We start from the raw sequence: 20528 nt of genomic DNA, 5'->3' as shown, positions 1-20528 counted from the left end.
AACCGCACCCTCCCCACGACCCATAAGCGGAATTTGGGGAACGGCGTACACATCGGCGTTGGACGTGATGGATCGTACGGCCGCACGCTGCCCGTATGACCACGACATCCACCGCCTACACGGCCGCGCGCACGACCGCCCGCCTGGACGCCCTCGTCGCCTCGGTGCGCGAGGCCGTGGGCCGCGGTCTTCCCCCCGACCTCACCGCCTACCTCGTCGGCGAGCGCCTCGCCCCGCACCTCGGCGCCGAAGACCTGCTCACCGAGGAGCAGCGGGAGAGCGACCCGAACTGCTACCGGCAGCACCTCCTGCACGCCGAGCACGACGGCAGCTTCTCGATCGTCGCCCTCGTCTGGCTGCCCGGCCAGGAGACCTCCGTCCACGACCACGTCTCCTGGTGCACCACCGGCGTCCACCAGGGCGAGGAGCGCGAGCGCCGCTACCGGCTGGTCCCGGCCGGACAGGGCGCCGAGGCCCACCTCGTCGCCACCGAGGACGTCGTCAACCCGCTCGGCGCGGTCTGCGGATTCGCCCCGCCCGGCGACATCCACAAGGTCTGGAACGCCTGCACCGACGTGGCGATATCCCTGCACGTCTACGGCGCCGACATATCCCGCATCGGCTCCAGCGTCCGCCGCGTCTACGCACTCCCGGCCGACCGCTGATGGCGCTCCTGCGGGAACGCCAGACCCGTCCCGCCACCGTCCCCGCACCGCCCCGCAAGCTGCCCGGCCTCGCCCTCGCGGCGGCCGGGGTCGCCGTCGCCTGGGCGGTCCACCTGCTGGTGCCCGCCGTGCCGATGCTCACGGCCGCCGTGGTGCTCGGCATCGTCGTCGCGCACCTGCCGCTCGCCCGTTCCCTGGTGCGCGGAACCGCACGGCCGGGGCTCACCCTCGCCGGGAAGCGGCTGATGCGGGTCGGCGTCGTCCTGCTCGGGCTCAAGCTCAGCCTGGACGACGTCCTGGGCATCGGCTGGGCGACCGTCCTCATGGTGCTCGCGGTCGTCGCCGCCACCTTCTTCGGCACCTGGTGGCTCGGCCGCAGGATGGGCCTGCCGGGCGACCAGCCGCTGCTGATCGCCACCGGCTACTCGATCTGCGGGGCGTCCGCGATCGGCGCGGTCAGCGAGGCCACCGACAGCGACGAGCGGGACACCGCGACCTCGGTGGCCCTGGTCACCCTGTGCGGCACCCTCGCCATCGCCGTGCTCCCGCTGCTGCACGGCCCGCTGGGACTCACCGACGCGGAGTTCGGCCGGTGGGTCGGGGCGAGCGTGCACGACGTGGGACAGGTCGTCGCCACCGCCCAGACGGCGGGCCCCGGCGCACTGGGCGAAGCCGTCCTGGTCAAGCTGATGCGGGTGGCGCTGCTCGCGCCGCTCGTCGCCGCGGTGGCCCTCTCGGTGCGCCGCCGGCGCAGGACGGCCCCGCAGACCGCCGCGGAGAACGGTCGCGGGAGCGCCCGCCCGCCGCTGGTGCCGCTGTTCGTCGTCGGGTTTCTCGCCATGGTCGCGCTGCGCAGCACCGGGCTGCTCCCGGCCACGGCCATCGACGTCGCCCAGCACGCCCAGGAACTCCTCCTCGCGGCAGCCCTGTTCGGTCTCGGCAGCGCCGTCCACCTGCCCACCCTCACCCGCACCGGCGGCCGGGTCGCCGCGCTCGGGCTGGCGTCGTGGGTGGTGGTGGCGGGAGTGTCGTACGGGGGAGTACTGCTCACGACGGGCTGACGGGACGGGAGCGGCGGCACCCTCCGCCGCTCCCGCACACACGGTCAACCACTGCCCACGGACCGAGGATTGGCGCGAAACCGGGTTCCCCGCGCCCGTCCCGGTGAATTCACGGGGATCCTGGTCACCGCTCCTTCCGGAGGGCTAGGCTCGGAGCTCCGACACCTGCGAGGGGGATGGGATGAGCGTGTCCCGGCCGGAAAACCCGGTCCCCGGCCCGTTGTTGCTGGAGCGCGAGGCGGAGCTGGCCGCGGCCGGGCAAGCGATAGACGCCCTGTGCGAGGAGCGCTCACGCGGTGGGGTGCTCGTCTTCCGGGGCGTGGCCGGAATCGGAAAGACCACGCTGCTGGCCGAGGTGCAGCGGGTGGCCGAGGAGCGCGGCTGCGCGGTGTGGTCCGCGCGCGGCGGCGAGACCGTCACCTCCGTCCCCTTCCACGTCGTACGCCACCTGCTCCAGCCCGCGCTGACCGTCACCGGGGACGCCGACGCCAGGGACCTGCTCGGGGACCGGTACGGCAGCGCCGGACCCGCCCTCGGCATCGCCCCGCCCGGCGAGGTGAAGGCAGACCCGCAGGGCGTCCGCGACGGGCTCGACGTCCTGGTGGGGCGGCTCGCGGTGGCGCACCAGCCGCTCGTCCTGATCGTCGACGACGCCCAGTGGTGCGACCTGGAGACCCTGACCTGGCTCGCGCACTACGCCGAACTCGGGCAGCGGCTGCCGGTGCTCGTCGTCGTCGCGTACCGCACCTCGGAGTCCGGCGGCGAAGCCGCTGCCCTGCTCCGTCGGCTCGGCGGCGCCGCCACCGACGGCGCCGTACTGCTCAGCGAACTCACCCCCGCCGCCACCGCCCGGCTCACCCGCGAGGAACTCGGCGAGCACGCCGACAACCCGTTCTGCCGCGAGGTGTGGGCCGTCACCGGCGGCAACCTGTACGAGACGACCGAGCTGCTTGCCCGCGCCAAGGACGCCGGACTCGACCCCGTCGAGGACAGCGCGGGCCAGCTGCGGCCCCTCATCGTCTCCGCCCGCGCCCCCGGCCTGGTCGAACGGCTCATGGGCATGGGCGCCACCACGGCCCGCTTCGCGTTCGCCGCCAGCATCCTGGAGAGCGACATCTCCCTGGAACTGGCCGCCCAGCTCGCCAACGTCACCGTCGACGACGCGGGGGACTGCGCCGAGCGGCTGCGCGCCGCCCGCATCCTCACCGGCGACGACCGGCTCGACTTCGTCCACCCGACCATCGCGGGCGCCGTCTACAACGCCATCCCCAAGAGTCTGCGCACCGCCATGCACGGGGTCGCCGCCCGCCGGCTGACCCTCGCGGGCCACGGCGCGGCAGCCGCCTCCCGGCACCTCCTCGAAGTGCTGCCCGAGGGCGACGAGGAACTTGTCGCGCAGATGCGCGAGGCCGCCGCCGAGTACGCGGCCGTCGGCGCCCCGGACGCCGCCCGGCGCTGCCTGGAACGCGCACTGCAGGAACCGCCGCCGCCCGAACTGCTCTCCCAGGTGGAGTACGAGCTGGGCAAGGTCATCCACCTCAGTGACCCCGGCATCACCACCAGGTACCTCCAGTCCGCCCTGGCACGCCCCGGACTCGACGACGAGCAGCAGGCCGCCGCCGTGTTCCTGCTCTCCCAGGCGCTCACCCACAACAACCGGATCAGCGAGGCGGGCCTGATGGTCGCCGCGGCGGCCGACGCGGCACCCGCCGGTCCCGCCCGGATGCGGCTACAGACCGTGCACTTCCTGTGGGAGGGCGTCCTGGCCGTCGAGCACGACGGCCCCGACCGCTCCCGGCGGCTCGCCCGCGCGGCCGAACGGGTCACCGGACGCGACACCACCGAGCAGGCACTGCTGATGCTCCGCGCCTTCGACGCGACGGCCGTCGGCGAGGACTCCCGCGTCGCCGTGCGCACCGGCGACCGCGCCCTGGTCAACGGCAGCCTGCCCGTCGGACTGAACTGGACCGACACCACCTGGGGCTTCGAACCGCCCGCCCTGCTGGGCCTCAGCTATCTGTTCGCCGACTAGCTCGACCGGGCGGACGCCCTGTTCAAGGAGGCCCGCGAGGCGTTCACCACGGCGGGCTGGACCGGCGCCCACCTCGCCTTCGCGTACGCCCTCACCGGCTACCTCCAGCGCAGGCGGGGCAATCTGCTGCGGGCCGAGCGCGACCTGCGCGAGAGCGTGCGGCTCGCCGAGCGGGTGGGCCACAAGATGCCCGTGCACTGGGACGCCGTCAGCATGCTCATCGACACCCTGCTGGCCCGCGGCCAGGTCGAACAGGCCAGGCAGCTCGCCGAGGACTTCCGCTTCCAGGGGCCCTACCCCGCCACCCGCGTCTTCCCGGACGCCGCCTCGGTGCGCGGCAAGCTGCTGCTCGCCCTCGGCCGGACCAAGGAGGCCGTCGCCGAACTGGAATACGCGGGCGACGCGTTGACGTCCCAGGGCAGGCACCACCCGGTGATCGCACCCTGGGCAGTCGACCTGGCCCGCGCGGTCGCCGCCGACGACCCGGACCGTGCCGAGGAGCTCGCCGACTACGCGAGCGACCGCGCCGAGCGCGTCGGTACGAACACGGCCATCGGCGAGGCACTGCGCTGCCGGGCCGCCCTGGCCACGGGCCCGCGCGCCGCCGCACTGCTGGAGCGCGCGGTGGTCCTCCTGGAGGAGTCGCCCTGCGCGTACGAACACGCCGCGGCCCGCGTCGAATGGGGCATCGCCGCCCGCTCCCGCACCGAACTCGAAGAGGGCTTCAAGCTGGCACTGGGCTGCCACGCCGACGGCCTGGTGGCGACGGCGGACCGGGAACTGGCCCGCCTCTGAACGGACCGCGCGGCACGGCGGGGGCGCCCGCGGGCGCCCCCGCCCCTCGCTCCCGCCCTACTTCTCCAGCTCCTTGTGCGCGTTCTCCGGCAGCCGGAAGAAGACCGCCGACGACACCAGGCACAGCGCCGCCACGTACCAGGCGAACAGCCCCGGGTTGCCGAGGTCCTTGAACAGCGTGCCCATGTACGGAGCGGTCCCGCCGAACAGCGCCACCGTCAGCGAGTACGGGAAGCCGATGCCCGAGGCCCGCACCTTCGCCGGGAAGATCTCCGCGTTCACCGCCGCCGAGATCGAGGTGAACCCGGTCAGCAGCACCATGCCGCCGCAGCTCACCAGCACCAGCGTGCCGAACGACACCCCGCCGTCGACGATCCCCAGCAGCGGCACGATCAGGGCCGCGAACCCGAGCCCGGAGAACAGCAGCAGCGGACGCCGCCCGATCCGGTCCGACAGCAGCCCGCCGAGCGGCTGGAGCACCGCGAAGAAGGCCAGCGAGATCGTCCCCGCCAGCAGCGCGTCCGACTTCTCGAACCCGCCGTTCAGCTCGGCGTACGTGGGCAGGTAGGACGTCCAGGTGTAGTACGAGATGGTGCCGCCCGCGGTGATCCCGCAGATCAGCAGCGACTGCCGCGGGTACTTCCGCAGCGCGTCGAACAGCCCCGGCCGCTGCGCCCGCTCCACCGGTACGTGCGTCTCGTGCGCCCCGCGCCGGATCCAGAACCCCACCAGGCTCAGCACAGCCCCCACCAGGAACGGCACCCGCCAGCCCCAGCCGTCCATCTGACCACTGCTCAGATTCGAGACCAGCAGCGCCGCGAGGCCCGAGGCGGCCAGCTGGCCCGCCGTCGTCGACACGTACTGGAAGCTGGAGAACAGACCGCGCCTGCCGGGCCCCGCCGACTCCACCAGGAACGTCGTCGACGCCGCGAACTCACCGCCCACGGAGAGCCCCTGGAGCAGCCGCGCCACCACCAGCACCACCGGTGCGAGGATGCCCGCCGAGGCGTACGTGGGGGTCAGCCCGACCAGCAGGCTGCTGCCGCCCATCAGCAGGATCGTCACGGTCAGCGCGGCCCGCCGCCCGTGCCGGTCGGCGACCGCGCCGAGCACCAGCCCGCCGACCGGCCGCATGAAGAACCCCACCGCGAACACCGCGAAGGTGGCGAGCAGTGGCACCAGCGAGTTGCCGGCGCTCTTGGGGAAGATCTGGGCGGCGATGAACGTCGCGAGGAACGTGTAGGCGTACCAGTCGAACCACTCCACGGCGTTGCCCACGGATGCCGCGAGCAACTGCCGTACGGGCCTGTGGCCGGTGGGTTCGGGGGGAGTGGCGGTGGTCGTGGGGGCGGGCGTCTTGGTCATGGACGGGACGATCGCCCAGATGCCGATCAACCACAAGGGGCCTCTGTGAAGGCTGCGTTAAGGAGTGCCCGGGTGTACGGGTGCCGGGGCGCGGCGAAGAGCGCGGTGGCCGGCCCCTCCTCGACCACCTCGGCGTCCTTCATCACCAGCACCCGGTCGCTGATGCGGCGCACCACCGACAGGTCGTGCGAGATGAACAGGAGGGCCAGCCCCAGCCGTTGCTGGAGGTCGTCCAGCAGGTCGAGGATCTGTCTGCGGATCGAGGCGTCCAGCGCGGACACCGCCTCGTCGCACACCAGCAGACGCGGCCGGGGTGCCAGCGCGCGGGCGATGGCGACGCGCTGGCGCTGCCCGCCGGAGAGCTGGTGCGGGCGGCGGTCCAGGTGTTCGGGGCCGAGCCCGACCAGGCCGAGGAGTTCGCGGGTGCGCTCGGCCCGCCCTTGCTTCGGCAGTGCCTCGCCGATGACGCGGGCGACCGTCCAGCGCGGGTCGAAGGATCCGAACGGGTCCTGGTGGATGAGCTGGACGCGGTGGCGCTGCGGGCGCCTGCGCCGCTCGGGCAGGACGGACCAGGGCTCGCCGCCCAGCCGCACCTCGCCCGCGTCCGGCCGGGCCAGGCCCAGCGCGAGCCGGGCCACCGTGCTCTTGCCCGACCCCGACTCGCCGACCAGGGCGACCGTCTCGCCCGCCCGCACCTCGAAGGTCACGTCCCGGCAGGCGGTGCGGGTGCCGTACGCCTTGGTCAGGCCCGTCACCGAGAGGACCGGTGCCGCGTTCTTCGGGGTGCGGGCGACCGGGGCGAGCCGCGAGGCCTCCAGCAGGGCCCTGGTGTACGGGTGGCGGGGTGCGCTCAGCAGTTCCGCGGTGGGCGCGCACTCCACCACCTCGCCGTCCCGCAGCACGGCCGTGCGGTCCGCGACCCGCGCCACCACCGTCAGGTCGTGGGTGATCAGCAGCAGCCCGGTGCCGGACCTCTTGGCCTCGGCGAGCAGGTCCAGGATCTGTGCCTGGACCGTCACGTCGAGTGCTGTCGTCGGCTCGTCCGCGACGAGCAGCGCGGGGGAGGCGGCCAGCGCGGCGGCGATGAGCGCGCGCTGCCGCAGCCCGCCGGACAGTTCGTGCGGGTACTGGGCGGCCCGCGCCTCCGGGTCGGGGATGCCCACTTGGCGCAGCAGTTCCACCACCCGCGCACCGGTCTCGGCGCGCGGGACCGTGCGGTGCAGCCGCATCGGCTCGGCGACCTCCGTGCCGACGCGCCGCAGCGGGTCCAGCGACCCCAGGGCGTCCTGCGCGACCAGGCCGACCGCCCGGCCCCGCACCGTACGCCAGTCACGGGCGGTGAACCCCGTCGCGTCGCGGCCGTCGAGCCGCAGGGTCCGGGCCCGGGTGTGCGCGCCGGGGCCCGCGAGGCCCAGCAGGGCGCGGGCCACGGTGCTCTTGCCGGACCCGGACTCGCCGACCAGGGCCAGGCATTCGCCGGGCGCCACGCTCAGCGACACCCCGCGCACCGCGTGCAGACCGCCGAAACGGACGTGCAGGTCCGCCACGTCGAGCAGGGCGTCGTCCGGGGCGCCGCCGGGCCCGGTGCCGGTTCCCTCGGCCAGTGCGTGTGTCACGGCCGTACCTCCTCGATCCGCTCGGTGGTGCCCGCCCCGGTGCGGGGCCCGTCCTCGTTCGCCGGTGCCGGGCGGTCGCGCAGCCGGTGCCCCAGCACCGTCACCGACAGCACCACCAGCGCGATGGCCAGCCCCGGGAAGGTGGCCGTCCACCAGGCCGTCGCCAGGAACTCCCGGCCGTCCGCGAGCATCGCCCCCCACTCGGCGGCCGGCGGCGGCGCCCCGAGTCCCAGGAAGCTGAGCGCGGACCCGGAGATCACGGCCGTACCGGTGCCGATGGAGGCCAGCACGAGCAGTGGGCCCAGCACGTTGGGCAGCACGTGCCGCAGCACGATCAGCGGGCGCGGCACCCCCAGCACCGCCGCCGCCTCCGCATACCCGGACCGGACGGCGAGCAGCGCCTGGCCGCGCACCAGCCGGGCGTAGGTGGGCACGGCCGCGACGGCGATGGCCACCAGCACGTTCGCGGTGCCGGAGCCGACCACCGCGACCACCAGCAGGGCCAGCAGCAGTTCGGGGAAGGCGAGCAGCACGTCCAGCGCCCGCATCAGCACCTGGTCCGCCCAGCGCGGACCCGTCGCGGCCAGCAGGCCGACGACGATGCCGGCCACGGCCGCGAGGAGCGTCGCGCCGAGCCCGATGGTCAGCGACAGCCGGGCCCCGTGCACCAGCCGGGCCAGTACGTCCCTGCCCAGCTCGTCCGTGCCCAGCGGGTGCTCCGCGGAGGGCGGCCGGAGGGCGGCCAGCACCTCCGTGTCGTCCGGGCCCTGCGACACCAGCAGCCGGGGGAAGAGCGCCGCCACCGCGAGGAGCGCCAGCACCAGTGCCGGAAGCACGGTGGCGAGCCGTCCGCCGCGGCGTGCGCGCCCCCCGCCGAAGACCTGCGCGACGGCGCTCACACTCCCGCCCCTTCCGCCCGCAGCCGCGGGTCGATCACCAGATACGCCAGATCCACCACCAGGTTGACCAGCACGAACGCCGCCGCCGACAGCAGCACCAGTGCCGTCACCACCGGAATGTCCTTCGACGTCACCGCCGTCACCAGGACCCGTCCGAGTCCGGGCCGGGCGAACACCGTCTCGGTCAGCACCGCCCCGCCGAGCAGACTGCCCACCACCCAGCCGGACAGCGTCGCCACCGGCAGCGCCGCGTGCCGCAGCGTGTGCCGCAGCAGGACGTCCTTCTCGGTGGCCCCGCGGGCCCGCGCGCTCAGTGTGAACGGGGTGCCCAGAGCCGTGTCCAGCTCCTGGCGCACCACCCGGGCCAGGACGCCGCCGATCGGCAGCGCGAGCGTCAGCGCGGGCAGCACCAGCGCCGCCGGACCCTCGCCGCCCGCCGCCGGCAGCAGCTGGAAGCGGTAGGCGAGGAAGGTCAGGCCCAGGATGCCCAGCCAGTACGACGGCAGCGACACCGCCAGCAGTTCGAAGCCGGACGCCAGGGTGCGGGCCACCCGGCCCCGGCCCGCCGTCGCCACCGCCGCGACGAACGCGATCAGCAGCGCCAGCACGGTCGCCGTGACGGCCAGTTCCACGGTCGGCCCGATCTGCCCGGCCAGCACCTCGCGCACCGGCAGACCCAGCTGGTACGAGGTGCCCAGATCGCCGCCGGCCAGCGCGGCCAGCTGCCGCAGGTACTGCACCGGCAGCGGGTCGTCCAGACCGTAGTCCGCGCCGATCCGCGCCCGCAGTTCGGGCGTCGCCGCCACCCCCGGCCCCAGCACCGTGTCCACCACGTCGCCCGGGACCAGGTGCAGCGCGGCGAAGGCGAGCGTCGCCGCACCCCACAGGACCAGCACCCCGGCACCCAGCCGGCGTGCCGACAGCCGCAGCAGTACGGGTCCGCGAGAGTCCTTGGCCATCAGCGTGCGCCGTCCACCCACGCGCCGTGGAACAGCGGCCACGCCGACGCGTCGAAGGTCACCCCGTGCGCCCGCGCCCGCACCCCGAGCTGGCGGGTCCCGACGAAGGCGGGCAGTGCGTACCCCTCCGCGACGATCCGCTCCTGCACCTTCGCATAGAGCAACTCGCGCTGCTTGCGGTCGAGTTCACCGGTCGCGGCGTCCAGCCAGCCGTCGATGCGCGGATCGTGTAGCCGGGAGCCGTTGGCACCGCCGTCGGCCAGCTGGCTGTCCGAGTGGAAGACGGTGCGCAGGAGGTCCGGGTCGGAGCCGCCCCAGGCGAAGGCGATGATGTCGTACTCGCCCCGGTTGCGGACCGGGGTGTAGCTGCCCGCGTCGAGCGGCTTGAGGACCAGCTCGATGCCGACCTTCTTGAGCGCGTCCTGCACGGCGGTGTCGTAGGTCTTGCGCTCCGCCTTGGTGAAGGCGGGCACGTACAGCAGGGTCAGGGAGAACCGCTTGCCGTCCTTGGTGCGGTAGCCGTCGCCGTCGCGGGTCCGCCAGCCGAGGCCGTCCAGGAGCGCGTTCGCCTTCGCCGGGTCGTACCCCCAGCCGTTCTCGACTCCCTTGCTGTAGCCGGGGGTCGAGGGGCTGAGCGGCCCCCAGGCCCGCCGGTACTGCCCGGAGAACACGGCCCTGGTGATGGCCTCGGTGTCCACCGCGTGCCGCACCGCGAGGCGTGCCTCGCGCCGGTCGAAGGGGGCGCGGGTGGTGTTGAGGAAGTACGAGTAGACGATGCCCGGCGAGTCGTGGCTCAGGACGGCCAGTCCGGGCTGGGACTTGAGGGAGGCGATGCGGTTGGCGGGCAGGGCGTCGGCGATGTCGGCCTGCCCGGAGGTGGCGGCGCCGACCCGGGTGGCGTTCTCCGGGAGGAAGCTGACGACCAGCCGCTCCACGTGTGCCGGGCCCTTGTTCTCGGCGGACGCCGGCGGCCAGGCGTACGCCTTGTTGCGGGTGAAGGTGAGCTGCTGGCCCTTCACCCGCGAGGTGAAGGTGAAGGGCCCGGTGCCCACGCTCGCCGCCCCGCCGGCCGCCAGTTCGTCCGCGTGTTCGCGCAGCGCCCTGGGGGAGTGGAAGCCCAGGTAGGTGGTCGAGACGGCGTGCAGGAAGGGGGCGTAGGGCCGCTTGAGGTGGACGACCGCGGTGTGCGGGCCCTTGACCTCGGTGCGGTCGTAGGGGCCGATCAGGGTGGCCGCGTACTGCGACTTGGTGGCGGGCGCGACGATGTGGTCGAAGTTCGCCCGCACCGCGTGCGCGTCGAAGGGGGTGCCGTCGCTGAACCGCACGTCCTCGCGCAGCGTGAAGGTGTACGCCCGGCCGTCCTTGGACACCTCCCACTTCTTCGCCAGCCACGGCTCGAAGCCGCCGTCCTCGCGCTGCGCCACCAGCGAGTCGAAGACGTTGCGCATCAGCACGCCCACGATGTCGGCGGGCGAGACGTGCGGGTCGAAGACGTCCGGTTCGACGTCCGTCGCGAAGGTCAGCGTGCCGCCCTCCCGGGTGCCCTGGCCGGCGGTGCCGGCGGCGCCGCCGGAGCAGGCGGTGAGCCCGACGGCGGCTGCCGCTCCTGCGGTGAGGTGGAGGAAGGATCTGCGGGTGGGCACGGGAGGGGCTCCGTTCGGGAAGGGGCGGAAGGGGGCGGTCACGTCGGGCGGGGTACGGCGCGCCAGGCGCGCACGGTGATCCCGTAGACCTCGCCGTCGGCGGCGGTCCTGCGGGCGGCGGCCTCCCCGGCCGCCTCGAAGAACTCCTGCTGCCGGTGCGCGGGCAGCAGCCGGCTGAAGTACGTGCCGAACGTCGACGCGTGGAAGTCGCGGTACTGCGCCGCGCCCAGCGCCCGCACGGGCACGTGCCGCTCGTCGAACGCGGCGATCTCGAAGTGGCGCTCCAGCAGCGTCCATACGTCGTCGGCGGGGCGGGCCCGCACCCCCATCGGCACGATTCCCGCCAGCCCGTCGTCGACGCCGAGCAGCCGCAGCGCGTCCCGGGCGACCACGTCCTCGCCGCCGAACCCGGCCGCGTCGGTCACCGGGTGGTGGGTGGTCAGCACGAACGCCCCGCCGGGCGCGAGGTGCGCCGCGATCCAGGCGAACGCCCGGTCCTCGTCCGGGTACAGCCAGTGCAGTACGGACGTCATGAACGTCACGTCGAACCGGTCGTCCAGCGGCGGCAGTTCCAGCAGATCGCCGACCAGCAGCTCCGCGCGTCCGGTCAGCCGGGACCCGGCCTCGCGCACCCGGTGGCCCGAGCCGTCGACGCCGACCGCCCGCCCCACCGTCGGCCACCTCTCCAGCGCCGCTTCGAGGAGCGCGCCGGTCCCGCAGCCCAGGTCGGCCACGGAGGACGGGAAGGGCGGCGCCAGGTTCAGGACCCAGTCGTGGTCCTGTGCCTGCCGGATGCGGCTCACGTCGTCGTAGCCGGACAGGGTGCGGGCACGGGCGAGGATGTCGTCGGCCGGCGCGTCACCGGCCGGGGCGCCGTCGGCGGGGACGGCCCCGGTCGGGGCGGAGACCGTCACGGGGGTCTCGGTCAGGGTGCGGTCGGTCATCGTCGGGGTCCCTCCGTCAGCGGTTCGGCGATCAGGGCGGCGATGCGCTCGCGGACCGCCGACTGGTCGTGGCCGCGCAGCAGATTGATCCGGTTGCGCGCCAGATCCCCCCGGTGCACGTACTCGTACAGGTCCTGCCGCTGCCCGAAGCTGTCGGCCATCAGGTCCCAGGCGAGCCGGAACAGCCGGGACTTGCGCTCCGCGTCGATGTCCTTGCCGTGCATGTACCGGTCGAGCAGCGGGCGCAGCTCGGGTGCGCGCAGGTCGTTCTCGGTGGGCTGCATGAGGATCCCCGACTGGCCGATGCCGCGGACGACGGACACCGCGCGGCCCGCCACCGAGGCCGCCCACACGGCCGCCGCCGGAGTCGGCCCCGGCGCCAGGAAGCCGCTGTCGGTGCGGCGCGCGGTGGCCTCGCCCGCGTCGAGGAAGTGCTCCAGCAACTGGGCGTACCCGGCGAGTTCGCCCAGGTCCTCCTGGATGTTGCGGAACTGGTCGACGCCGATCGACTCGGCGAGCAGCGTGCCCACGCCCAGCAGGGTGCGCAGCCGCTCGCGGTAGCGGACCTGCCCGATGTACTGGCTCCACGCGTTGATCCGGCCCAGTCCCTCGCGGGCCAGCGCGCCGTCGCCCAGCAGGAACACCCGGTCCCAGGGCACCTCGACGTCGTCGAAGAAGAGCATGGCGTCCTGCTCGTCGTACCGTCCGGCGAACGGGTGCGCGTGCCCGTGCCCCTGGGTGCCGAACGGCTCCCGGCACAGGATGCGCAGCCCCGGCGCGTTCAGCGGCAGCGAGAACCACACCACGAACTCCTCGGAGCCGCGCTGCGCGAACGACGCCGACAGGTACACCAGCACCTCGTGCGCGAACGGCGCCAGCGTCGTCAGCTGCTTCGCGCCCCGGACGACGATGCCCTCGCCGTCCTCGTGCAGCACCCGCAGCGCGTGGTCCGGGTTGTCCAGCGGGCTCGCGGACCGGTCGATCTGCGGGTCGCCGAGCGCGTGGGTGAGCAGCAGGTCCCGCTCGGCGGCGAAGCGGTGGTAGGCCGCCGCGTGGTCGCCGAAGCCGGGCCTGTTGGTCTCCAGCCGGTGCCGGAAGTCGAGCAGGCCCACCGCGATGGACGACATGAAGGCGGGGGAGCGGCCGTGCTGCCCCCACGACTCGGCCATCCACACCCCGGCGCTGTCGCGGGCCGCCCGCAGCTCCTCGGGGGTGCGCGGCGGGTGGTAGCCGCGCCCGATCCGCAGCCCGGACTCCGGGTCCTCGACGGTGAGCAGGTCGCGGTGGGCGGGGTCGTGCTGGAGGTCGAGCAGCCGGGCGATCTCCCGGGTGGGCGCGGTGAACGCCGGGTGCTCGGCGACGTTCTTGATCTCCTCGCCGTCGAGCCAGACGCTGCGGCCGTCGTCGAGGCTCTCCAGGTAGCGGGCGCCGTCGAGCACGCCGAGCGGTTCGACGGCGGAGTGGAGTGAACTGGTCATCGGGCGTGGACCCCCTGGTCGGGCAGTACGGGAATTTCCGGGTCGAGCGGCAGAGCGGGCAGCGGCACGAGGCTGCGGTAGCGGCCCGCGTGGTGGACGAGCGGCCGTCCCGGCGAGGTGTGCACGGCGACCACCCGGCCGATCAGCAGCGCGTGGTCGCCGCCGGGGACGATCGTGGCGATCCGGCAGTCGAACCAGCTCAGGCAGTCCGCCAGCACCGGTGCGCCGGTGGTGTCCCGGGACAGCGCCACGGGCGGCGGCAGCGGGCGCCGGTGGGCGGGGGCGGCGAAGTGGTCGGCGACGTGCTGCTGGTCGGCGCGCAGCACGTTCACCGACAGCACGCCCGAGGCGCGGGCCGCCCACACCATCGGGCTGTCCCTGCCGATCGCCACCCCCACCAGCAGCGGGTCCAGCGACAGCGAGGCGAAGGCGGACACCGTCTTGGCCGGGGTGTCGTCGCGGTAGCGGGTGGCGACGACGGTCACCCCCGTGGGGAAGGTGCGGGCGGCGGCGAGGTACTCCTCCGCCGTCACCGCCGGGCGTTCGGTCCTGGTCACGGTCATCGCACACGCACCCCGTATCCGGTCAGCCAGCTGTCCACGGCGAGAAGTTGGTCGAGTCCGCCGGTCGGGTGCGGGGCGGCGCGCGGCCCCGGCAGGACGGCGCCCGCGGCCAGCCGGCGCTTCACCTCGGCCCGGTCGACCAGGTCGAAGAGCGGACTGTCGCGGAGCAGCAGCTCCTCGACGCCGTCGCGCAGGGCCCGCCCGTAGCCCGGCGCGGAACTGGCCGGGTAGCCGCTCTTGGGCCGGTGCAGGACGCTGTCCGGCAGCAGGTCGCCGACCGCCCTGCGCAGCAGGCCCTTGGGGACGCCGCCGGTGTTCTTCAGCGACCACGGCACGTTCCACAGGTACTCGACCAGCCGGTGGTCCGCGAACGGCACCCGCACCTCCAGGCTCGCCGCCATGCTCATCCGGTCCTTGCGGTCCAGCAGCGCGGGCAGCCACCGGGTCAGCGCCAGGTAGGAGATGCGCCTGGCCCGCAGTTCGGACCCCGACTCGCCCTCCAGCAGCGGGACTTCGGCCAGCGCGTCGCGCAGCCGCTGGGCCGCGTACTCCTTGGGGCGTACGAGGGCGGCGACGTCGGGCCGCAGCAGATCCGCCGGGGACGGCCGGCCGTACAGCCAGGGGAAGGCGTCCAGCGGGTGGTCGTGGTGGAAGTACGGGTAGCCGCCGAACACCTCGTCGGCGACCTCGCCGGACAGCGCCACCGTGACGTGCCTGCGCACGCCCCGGAACAGCAGGTGCAGCGAGACGTCCGGCTCGCCCCAGCCCGGCCGGTCCCGGGCCGCGAGACCGATCCCGCGGTGCGCGAGCAGTTCGCCGCCCGCCACGGTCACCGAGGTGTGCGCGGTGCCCAGCAGCCCGCTCAGCTCCTCGATGTAGGGGGCGTCGCTGTCCCGGTTCCAGTCGCCCAGCCGCTCCGGCTGCTCGTCGGCGGGGAAGTCCACCGAGAACGTGGCGACCTTCTCGCCGCGCTCCCCGGCGGGCCCGGCCGCCAGCGCCGTCAGGGTGCTGGAGTCGAGCCCGCCGGAGAGCAGCAGCCCGAGCGGCACGTCGCTGACGAGCTGCCGCTCGACGGTGTCGGTGAGGATCTCGCGCACCCGGCGGGCCGTGCTGTCCAGGTCCTCGGTGTGCGGGCGGCTCTCCAGCGTCCAGTACGGGCGCTCGACGGGGCCGTTGCGGTTGAAGCGGACGGTGTGGCCGGGGCGTACGGTGCGCAGGTCCCGGAAGACGGTGCGGCCGGGGGTGGGGGCGGCGGGCACGGCGAAGAGCTCCGCCAGGCCCTCGGCGTCGGTCTCCGCCCGGAACAGCGGGTTGGCGAGCACCGCCTTGGGCTCGGAGCCGAACAGCAGGTGCCCCGCACGGGCCGTCCAGTACAGGGGCTTGACGCCCAGCCGGTCCCGTACCAGCAGGAGTTCCTCGCGCCGCACGTCCCAGACGGCGTACGCGAACATCCCGTTGAGCTTCGGCACCGCGGCCTCGCCCCACTGGAGGTGGGCGCGCAGCACCACCTCGGTGTCCGAACGGGTGATGAACTCGTGCCCGAGCGAGGCGAGTTCGGCGCGCAGCTCGCGGAAGTTGTAGACCTCCCCGCTGTAGCTGATCACCGCCAGCGGGCGGCCCTCGGGGTCGCGGACCGCCATCGGCTGGGCGCCGCCCGCCACGTCGATGACGGCGAGTCTGCGATGGCCGAGCGCGGCCCGTTCCGAGAGCCACACGTCGCCGGCGTCCGGGCCGCGCAGCACCATCGAGTCCGTCATGGCGCGCACCGTCTCCGACTCGGTCCGCAGGTCGCGCTCCCAGTCGATCCAGCCGGCTATTCCGCACATTGCGTGGCCTCCCAGGTGCAGCCGGGGCCCTCGGGCCCGTCGTCGAGTTCGTGGCGGGCGGTGAAGCCCTTGGCGGCGATGTTGGAACCGGTGGCGTGCACGCAGTACTCGCACGGCGAGGCGAGCGTCAGCGGTACGCCCCGGGCCTCCGCCTTCTTCCGGTAGTCCCAGATCGCACAGTGCGAGATCTCCAGCGCGGCCCGCTCGGGGCCGTCCGCGAGGATCCGGTAGCGGGAGCCGTACAGCTCGGCCTGCCGGGCGATCCGCAGCACCGGGTCCAGGGCGCCGTGCCCGTGCTCGGGCTCCACCCAGCGGTGCACCTCGGCGCCGGCCCGTGCCCAGGCGGCCAGCTCGCCGTGGCCGTACCGCGACACCAGGAAGCGCTCCATCAGGGCCTGCGCCCGGAAGAAGACCCGCTGCCAGGCTTCGGGGGACGCCGACTCCGCGTCCTGGGTGGGCAGTTCGTGGAAGATCTCGGAGCGCACCGAGATCCAGTCGTCGATGTCCCGGCCGCCCCGGGTCTCGGTGAGGTACCGGGTCAGGCCTGCTTCGGCCTCGAAGAGGCGCTGCCGCCACAGTGCGGCACGCTCCGACGGGCTCATGTCGGTGGAGTACTTCTGCTTCATGAGCAGCTCAGTTCTTTCGACCGTGAGGGGAGTGGGGAGAGGGAGGAGCGAGAAGAAGGGGCGGGGAACGGAATGCGGGTACCGATTCGAATATTCGTCCGCCCTGAATGAATCCGCAGACTACGAAGGCGAATTCCATTCCGTCAACGGAAATCCGGGAGGCCGTGCACGGAACATCCTGTGACTGCGAATAACAGCATCCTCAGGTCAATTCCTGTTCGCCGCCGCGGAATTTATCCTGGGGCGATGGTGCTGTTCGAAGGCTTCGAGACACTGACCGTGCCCGGTGCGGACGGCGTGCCCGTGCACGTGCGCACGGCGGGCCAGGGCCCGTCGCTGCTCCTGCTGCACGGCTTCCCGCAGACCCACGCGATGTGGCACGCCGTCGCCCCGCGCCTCGCCGAGGACTTCACGGTGGTCGTCACCGACCTGCGCGGCTACGGGGCGAGCGGCGGGCCGGCCGCCGGGGCCGACCGGCCCGGAGCCGGGCACAGCAAGCGCGCCATGGCCGCCGACCAGGTCCGCGTCATGGCGGCGCTCGGCCACGAGAGGTTCTCCCTGGCCGGCCACGACCGGGGCGCCCGCTGCGCCTACCGGCTGGCCCTCGACCACCCGGAGCGGGTGGAACGGCTCGCCGTCCTCGACGTGGTGCCCACGGCGAACGCCCTCGCGGACATCGACGCCGAGGGGGCCAGGCAGCTGTGGCGGTGGTTCGTGCTGGGGCAGCCGTACCCGGTGCCCGAGCGCCTGATCGCCGCGGACCCGGAGGGGTTCCTCTTCGCGGCGCACCGCGCGCTCTTCGCCCCCGAGGCGCTGGAGGCCTACCGGGCGGCGGTCGCGCGGCCCGGCGTCGTGCACGCGATGTGCGAGGACTACCGGGCGATGTTCGGCCCCGACCTCGCGCACGACCGGGCCGACCAGCGGGCCGGCCGGCGCATCGGCGCGCCCCTGCTCGCCCTGTGGGGCAAGCGGGCGCACGTCGAGGCCAGGCACGACGTGCTCGCCGTCTGGCGGGGGTGGGCCGACGACGTACGGGGCAGGGCGCTGGACTGCGGGCACTTCCTGCCGGAGGAGGCACCCGAGGAGACCTACGCGGAACTGCGGGCCTTCTTCGCGTAGGCCGCGGACCGGGGAGCGGCCGTCCTGGCCGCCGCCGCCGCGGGCCGGGCCACGGTGCCGCGGGCGGCGGCGGGCCGGGGCGTGCTCGGCATCCTGACCACCTCCGCGGAGCCCGCCGACCGGTACCCGCGCACCAGCTCGCCCACCAGCTCGCGGTCCGCCGCGCCCACCGGCGCCTGCACCAGGATCAGCGCCTGCGGGTCGTCCACCGGGCGGAACGCGGACAGCAGCAGGTCGAGCCCGCCGTGCCCGGGGAGCAGCACCGACAGCTGCCGGGCCGTCAGATCGCCCACGCCCTGGCACTCCCACCACGGCGCCAGCTCGGGGAAGTCCGCGCGCAGCGTCGCGTACACCTCCCGGGTGCGCGGGTCGGTGTCCGCGAGCCGGGCGGTCTGGCCCCGGAAGTGGGCCAGTACGGCGCGGGCCACCGGCTCCCAGTCGAGCAGCGTGGAGCGGAACGCGGGATGACCGGCCACGCACCACATCAGGTTGCGCCGGTGGGCCGGGATGCCGGCCGGGTCGGACCACACGGCGGCGTACGCGTCGTTCCACGCGGTGATGTCGAAGCGGGAGTCCACCAGCACGGCCGGGCTGCTCTCCCAGGTGTCCAGCAGGGGCCGCACCCGGGACGCCACCTCGTCGTGCCCCGCCCCGTCGGGCGCCGGCGGCAGCAGACCGGAGAGGGCGAGCACATGACGGTAGGAGACGGCGTTCAGGCCGAGCGTGCGGGCGACCGCTTCGAGAACCTTCCGGGACGGAATCACCCGCCCCTGTTCCAGCCACGTGTACCAGGCGAGACCCACCCCGGAAAGCGCGGCGACCTCCTCGCGGCGCAGTCCCGGAGTACGCCGCCGGCCGGTGTCCGGCAGCCCCACGTCACGTGGGGCGCGGCGTTCTCGATGGGCGCGCAGAAAGGCGCCGAGTTCTTTGGAATTCGCCGAATTGGCGGAGTTCTCGTACTCCGTTCCGTGACTGCTTTCGTACTCGCTCTCGGGGGTACGGGAATTCATCGACTGTTCCGCCTTCCGGATCGGGCCTGGCCGCGCCGGATCAGCCTAGCTCCGATCCGGCCAACCAGGCCCGAAATGACGGCAGTTGTCCGTCAGTCGAAATGCTGTGTTAGGAATTCCGCAACAGAGTCCGCCGCCCGCACCGCCTCCGCCGAGGTCGCCACGGACAGCTGCCAGCAGTGCGTCGTGCCCGGCCACAGCTCGACCCGGCACGCGCCGCCCGCCGCCTTCACGCGCTCCGCGAACCGTACGGCGTCGTCGCACAGCACCTCGTCCCTGCTGGCCTGGAGCAGTGCGGGCGGCAGTGCGGCCAGCGCCTTGTCCTCGGCGAACAGCGGGGACGCGGTCGGGGTGCGCGGGTCGGCACCGGCCAGGTACACGGCGGCCGAGTCGCCGAGCGAGTCCCGGCCCAGCAGTGGATCGGTGGCCGCGCACCGCTCGAACGACGCCGCCGTCAGGGTCAGATCCAGCCACGGCGAGAGTCCGATCGCGGCGGCCGGCGCGGGCAGCCCGGCCTCCTGGGCGGCCAGCAGCACCGCGAAGGCCAGCCCGCCGCCCGCCGAGTCCCCGCCGACCGTGATCCGCTCCGCGGGCGTACCGCCCGCCAGCAGTGCCCCGTAGGCGGCCAGCCCGTCCTCGACGGCGGCCGGGAAGGGGTGCGCCGGTGCCAACCGGTAGGCGGGCAGGGCAACTTGTACGCGCAGGCGGCGAGCGAGGTGGGAGGCCAGCGGCACGTCCAGCTCCGGTGTCCCGACGCGGTAGCCGCCGCCGTGGAAGTGGAGGTGGGTGCCCCGGAGTGCCCCGTCCGGCGGGCGTACCCACCGCACGGGGCGCCCGCCCAGCAGCCCGCTCATCCGCGCAGCTCCGCGAGCAGGGACCCCAACTTCTCCGGCCTGGCGTGGAGTTCGGGTGTGGGGGCGACATAGAGCAGGACCGTTGTCACCCCGGGATGCAGATATGCGGCGATCCGCTCGCGCAGGGCCGCGGGCTCGCCGTGCAGCCAGAGCGCGTCGACGAGCGAGTCGGGCAGCGCGGCCCCCGCACCGGCCCGGTCGCCGAGCAGGTAGCGGTCGTACGACTCCTTGAGCAGGTCCCCGCGCCCCAGCCACTCGTGAAAGGCGTGGTACGGCTTCTGGTTGAGGATCCAGCCGAGGAAGCCGCGACCCGCGGCGCGGGCGTACGCGACGTCGGCGGTCGGGCACAGGAACAGCTTGACCACCGTCTCCTTGGGCTCCCCGGCCCCCTCGCCCGGGGCGGACCCGCGGCCCGCCTCGATCACCCGGGGCACGTCCTCGGCGGTGAGCAGGTTCAGCACCGCGCCGTCGCCGTCCTGGTACGCCACCCGCAGCATCCGCGGACGCAAGGCCCCGACCAGCACCTTGGGCGGTCGCGGCAGGGTGTGGCCCAGGCTGAAGCCGGGGGCCGACAGGGTCTCGTACGCATCGCCCACGGGCAGCCCGTGCAGCGCGCGCTTCAGGAACCGCACGGTGTCGCGGACCCGGGCGAGCGGCCGGTCGTGGGTGACCCCGTTGAGGGCGGTGGTGTGCGCGGGCACGGACGCGCCGACGCCCAGCAGCAGCCGCCCCTCGGCGAGCTGGGAGAGCGTGGCGGCGGTCTGCGCGAGGATGCCGGGACCCCGGGTGAGCACGGGCACCACCCCGGTGCCCAGCCGCAGCTCGGGCTGCCACGCCGCGGCGGCGGTCAGCGGGGTGAAGGCGTCGATTCCGCCGCCCTCACCGGTCCAGACGTCGGTGTACCCGAGGTCGGGGAGCGACTCGACGAGGTGCCGGTGGCCGGGGAGGGAGAGGGTGGGCAGGGGGAGGTTGACGCCCCAGTGGAGAGGGGCGCCGGCGGGGTTGCCGGTGGATGCGGAGACGGGCGGGGGCATGGTGCGGGGGCTCCTCGGGTCGGTGGAGGGGGCGGGTGG

At 74.1% G+C, this 20528-nt stretch carries 16 protein-coding genes and 1 pseudogene; 4 read left to right on the top strand and 13 right to left on the bottom strand.

Going from position 1 to position 20528, the window contains the following annotated elements; all coding sequences use genetic code 11:
- The first annotated feature begins 95 nt into the window (after positions 1 to 95).
- The 3 genes and pseudogenes from ACFYVL_RS06065 to ACFYVL_RS06055 all read left to right on the top strand — a co-directional run bounded on the left by ACFYVL_RS06065 (position 96) and on the right by ACFYVL_RS06055 (position 4553).
- Positions 96 to 665 carry a cysteine dioxygenase gene (locus ACFYVL_RS06065; protein ID WP_389241600.1) on the top strand — a complete coding sequence of 190 codons (570 nt, stop codon included), beginning with the start codon at positions 96 to 98 and terminating at the stop codon, positions 663 to 665.
- Positions 665 to 1726 (top strand): YeiH family protein, encoded by a 1062-nt coding sequence (locus ACFYVL_RS06060; RefSeq protein WP_389241599.1) that lies wholly within the window; start codon positions 665 to 667, stop codon positions 1724 to 1726. The genes ACFYVL_RS06065 and ACFYVL_RS06060 overlap by 1 nt, the downstream gene beginning before the upstream one ends.
- A 181-nt stretch (positions 1727 to 1907) precedes the next feature.
- Positions 1908 to 4553 (top strand): annotated as a pseudogene (locus ACFYVL_RS06055) (AAA family ATPase).
- Positions 4554 to 4610: 57 nt separating this feature from the next.
- Here ACFYVL_RS06055 and ACFYVL_RS06050 read toward each other — a convergent pair.
- The 10 genes from ACFYVL_RS06050 to ACFYVL_RS06005 are packed head-to-tail and all read right to left on the bottom strand — an operon-like array spanning position 4611 to position 16472.
- Positions 4611 to 5918 carry an MFS transporter gene (locus ACFYVL_RS06050; RefSeq protein ID WP_389241598.1) on the bottom strand — a complete coding sequence of 436 codons (1308 nt, stop codon included), beginning with the start codon at positions 5916 to 5918 and terminating at the stop codon, positions 4611 to 4613.
- 26 nt (positions 5919 to 5944) lie between these two features.
- Positions 5945 to 7534, bottom strand: coding sequence for a dipeptide ABC transporter ATP-binding protein (locus tag ACFYVL_RS06045; protein ID WP_389241597.1), 1590 nt, complete (start codon positions 7532 to 7534; stop codon positions 5945 to 5947).
- Positions 7531 to 8433 carry an ABC transporter permease gene (locus tag ACFYVL_RS06040; protein ID WP_389241596.1) on the bottom strand — a complete coding sequence of 301 codons (903 nt, stop codon included), beginning with the start codon at positions 8431 to 8433 and terminating at the stop codon, positions 7531 to 7533. Before ACFYVL_RS06040 ends, ACFYVL_RS06045 begins: the two co-directional genes overlap by 4 nt.
- The gene (locus ACFYVL_RS06035; RefSeq protein ID WP_389241595.1) at positions 8430 to 9392 is read right to left on the bottom strand and encodes an ABC transporter permease; all 963 of its coding nucleotides are present in this window, start codon (positions 9390 to 9392) and stop codon (positions 8430 to 8432) included. The genes ACFYVL_RS06040 and ACFYVL_RS06035 overlap by 4 nt, the downstream gene beginning before the upstream one ends.
- Entirely contained in the window at positions 9392 to 11035 is a 1644-nt protein-coding gene (locus tag ACFYVL_RS06030) for an ABC transporter substrate-binding protein (RefSeq protein ID WP_389241594.1), read from the bottom strand. Before ACFYVL_RS06030 ends, ACFYVL_RS06035 begins: the two co-directional genes overlap by 1 nt.
- Positions 11036 to 11073: 38 nt before the next feature.
- The gene (locus ACFYVL_RS06025; protein WP_389241593.1) at positions 11074 to 11979 is read right to left on the bottom strand and encodes a class I SAM-dependent methyltransferase; all 906 of its coding nucleotides are present in this window, start codon (positions 11977 to 11979) and stop codon (positions 11074 to 11076) included.
- Entirely contained in the window at positions 11976 to 13457 is a 1482-nt protein-coding gene (locus ACFYVL_RS06020) for a 4-hydroxyphenylacetate 3-hydroxylase family protein (RefSeq protein WP_389241592.1), read from the bottom strand. The genes ACFYVL_RS06025 and ACFYVL_RS06020 overlap by 4 nt, the downstream gene beginning before the upstream one ends.
- Positions 13454 to 14020, bottom strand: coding sequence for a flavin reductase family protein (locus ACFYVL_RS06015; RefSeq protein WP_389241591.1), 567 nt, complete (start codon positions 14018 to 14020; stop codon positions 13454 to 13456). Before ACFYVL_RS06015 ends, ACFYVL_RS06020 begins: the two co-directional genes overlap by 4 nt.
- A complete protein-coding gene (asnB, locus tag ACFYVL_RS06010; protein WP_389241590.1) occupies positions 14017 to 15846 on the bottom strand; it encodes an asparagine synthase (glutamine-hydrolyzing) in 1830 nt (609 codons plus the stop codon). The genes ACFYVL_RS06015 and asnB overlap by 4 nt, the downstream gene beginning before the upstream one ends.
- A complete protein-coding gene (locus ACFYVL_RS06005; protein WP_389241589.1) occupies positions 15834 to 16472 on the bottom strand; it encodes a hypothetical protein in 639 nt (212 codons plus the stop codon). Before ACFYVL_RS06005 ends, asnB begins: the two co-directional genes overlap by 13 nt.
- Before the next feature lie 246 nt (positions 16473 to 16718).
- On the opposite strand from ACFYVL_RS06005, the gene ACFYVL_RS06000 reads away from it, so the two are divergent.
- Positions 16719 to 17591, top strand: a complete 873-nt coding sequence (locus ACFYVL_RS06000) for an alpha/beta fold hydrolase (RefSeq protein WP_389241588.1) — start codon at positions 16719 to 16721, stop codon at positions 17589 to 17591.
- Here ACFYVL_RS06000 and ACFYVL_RS05995 read toward each other — a convergent pair.
- The 3 genes from ACFYVL_RS05995 to ACFYVL_RS05985 all read right to left on the bottom strand — a co-directional run bounded on the left by ACFYVL_RS05995 (position 17561) and on the right by ACFYVL_RS05985 (position 20489).
- Positions 17561 to 18601 (bottom strand): helix-turn-helix domain-containing protein, encoded by a 1041-nt coding sequence (locus ACFYVL_RS05995; RefSeq protein WP_389241587.1) that lies wholly within the window; start codon positions 18599 to 18601, stop codon positions 17561 to 17563. The two genes, ACFYVL_RS06000 and ACFYVL_RS05995, sit on opposite strands and share 31 nt — an antisense overlap.
- Before the next feature lie 92 nt (positions 18602 to 18693).
- Positions 18694 to 19455 carry an alpha/beta hydrolase gene (locus tag ACFYVL_RS05990; protein WP_389241586.1) on the bottom strand — a complete coding sequence of 254 codons (762 nt, stop codon included), beginning with the start codon at positions 19453 to 19455 and terminating at the stop codon, positions 18694 to 18696.
- Positions 19452 to 20489, bottom strand: a complete 1038-nt coding sequence (locus ACFYVL_RS05985) for an LLM class F420-dependent oxidoreductase (RefSeq protein ID WP_389241585.1) — start codon at positions 20487 to 20489, stop codon at positions 19452 to 19454. Before ACFYVL_RS05985 ends, ACFYVL_RS05990 begins: the two co-directional genes overlap by 4 nt.
- Positions 20490 to 20528: the final 39 nt, after the last annotated feature.

Source organism: Streptomyces sp. NPDC004111, assembly GCF_042874215.1.
Taxonomy (GTDB): domain Bacteria; phylum Actinomycetota; class Actinomycetes; order Streptomycetales; family Streptomycetaceae; genus Streptomyces.
Note: the sequence above shows the minus strand (reverse complement) of the source record. Positions and strands in the feature narration are given on the sequence as shown.

Bases quoted from the DNA above. Each gene is read 5' to 3' on its own strand.
- ACFYVL_RS06065 (WP_389241600.1), top strand. From the start codon at position 96: ATGACCACGACATCCACCGCCTACACGGCCGCGCGCACGACCGCCCGC.
- ACFYVL_RS06060 (WP_389241599.1), top strand. From the start codon at position 665: ATGGCGCTCCTGCGGGAACGCCAGACCCGTCCCGCCACCGTCCCCGCA.
- ACFYVL_RS06050 (WP_389241598.1), bottom strand. From the start codon at position 5,918: ATGACCAAGACGCCCGCCCCCACGACCACCGCCACTCCCCCCGAACCC.
- ACFYVL_RS06035 (WP_389241595.1), bottom strand. From the start codon at position 9,392: ATGGCCAAGGACTCTCGCGGACCCGTACTGCTGCGGCTGTCGGCACGC.
- ACFYVL_RS06025 (WP_389241593.1), bottom strand. From the start codon at position 11,979: ATGACCGACCGCACCCTGACCGAGACCCCCGTGACGGTCTCCGCCCCG.
- ACFYVL_RS06020 (WP_389241592.1), bottom strand. From the start codon at position 13,457: ATGACCAGTTCACTCCACTCCGCCGTCGAACCGCTCGGCGTGCTCGAC.
- ACFYVL_RS06015 (WP_389241591.1), bottom strand. From the start codon at position 14,020: ATGACCGTGACCAGGACCGAACGCCCGGCGGTGACGGCGGAGGAGTAC.
- asnB (WP_389241590.1), bottom strand. From the start codon at position 15,846: ATGTGCGGAATAGCCGGCTGGATCGACTGGGAGCGCGACCTGCGGACC.
- ACFYVL_RS06005 (WP_389241589.1), bottom strand. From the start codon at position 16,472: ATGAAGCAGAAGTACTCCACCGACATGAGCCCGTCGGAGCGTGCCGCA.
- ACFYVL_RS06000 (WP_389241588.1), top strand. From the start codon at position 16,719: ATGGTGCTGTTCGAAGGCTTCGAGACACTGACCGTGCCCGGTGCGGAC.
- ACFYVL_RS05995 (WP_389241587.1), bottom strand. From the start codon at position 18,601: ATGAATTCCCGTACCCCCGAGAGCGAGTACGAAAGCAGTCACGGAACG.
- ACFYVL_RS05990 (WP_389241586.1), bottom strand. From the start codon at position 19,455: ATGAGCGGGCTGCTGGGCGGGCGCCCCGTGCGGTGGGTACGCCCGCCG.
- ACFYVL_RS05985 (WP_389241585.1), bottom strand. From the start codon at position 20,489: ATGCCCCCGCCCGTCTCCGCATCCACCGGCAACCCCGCCGGCGCCCCT.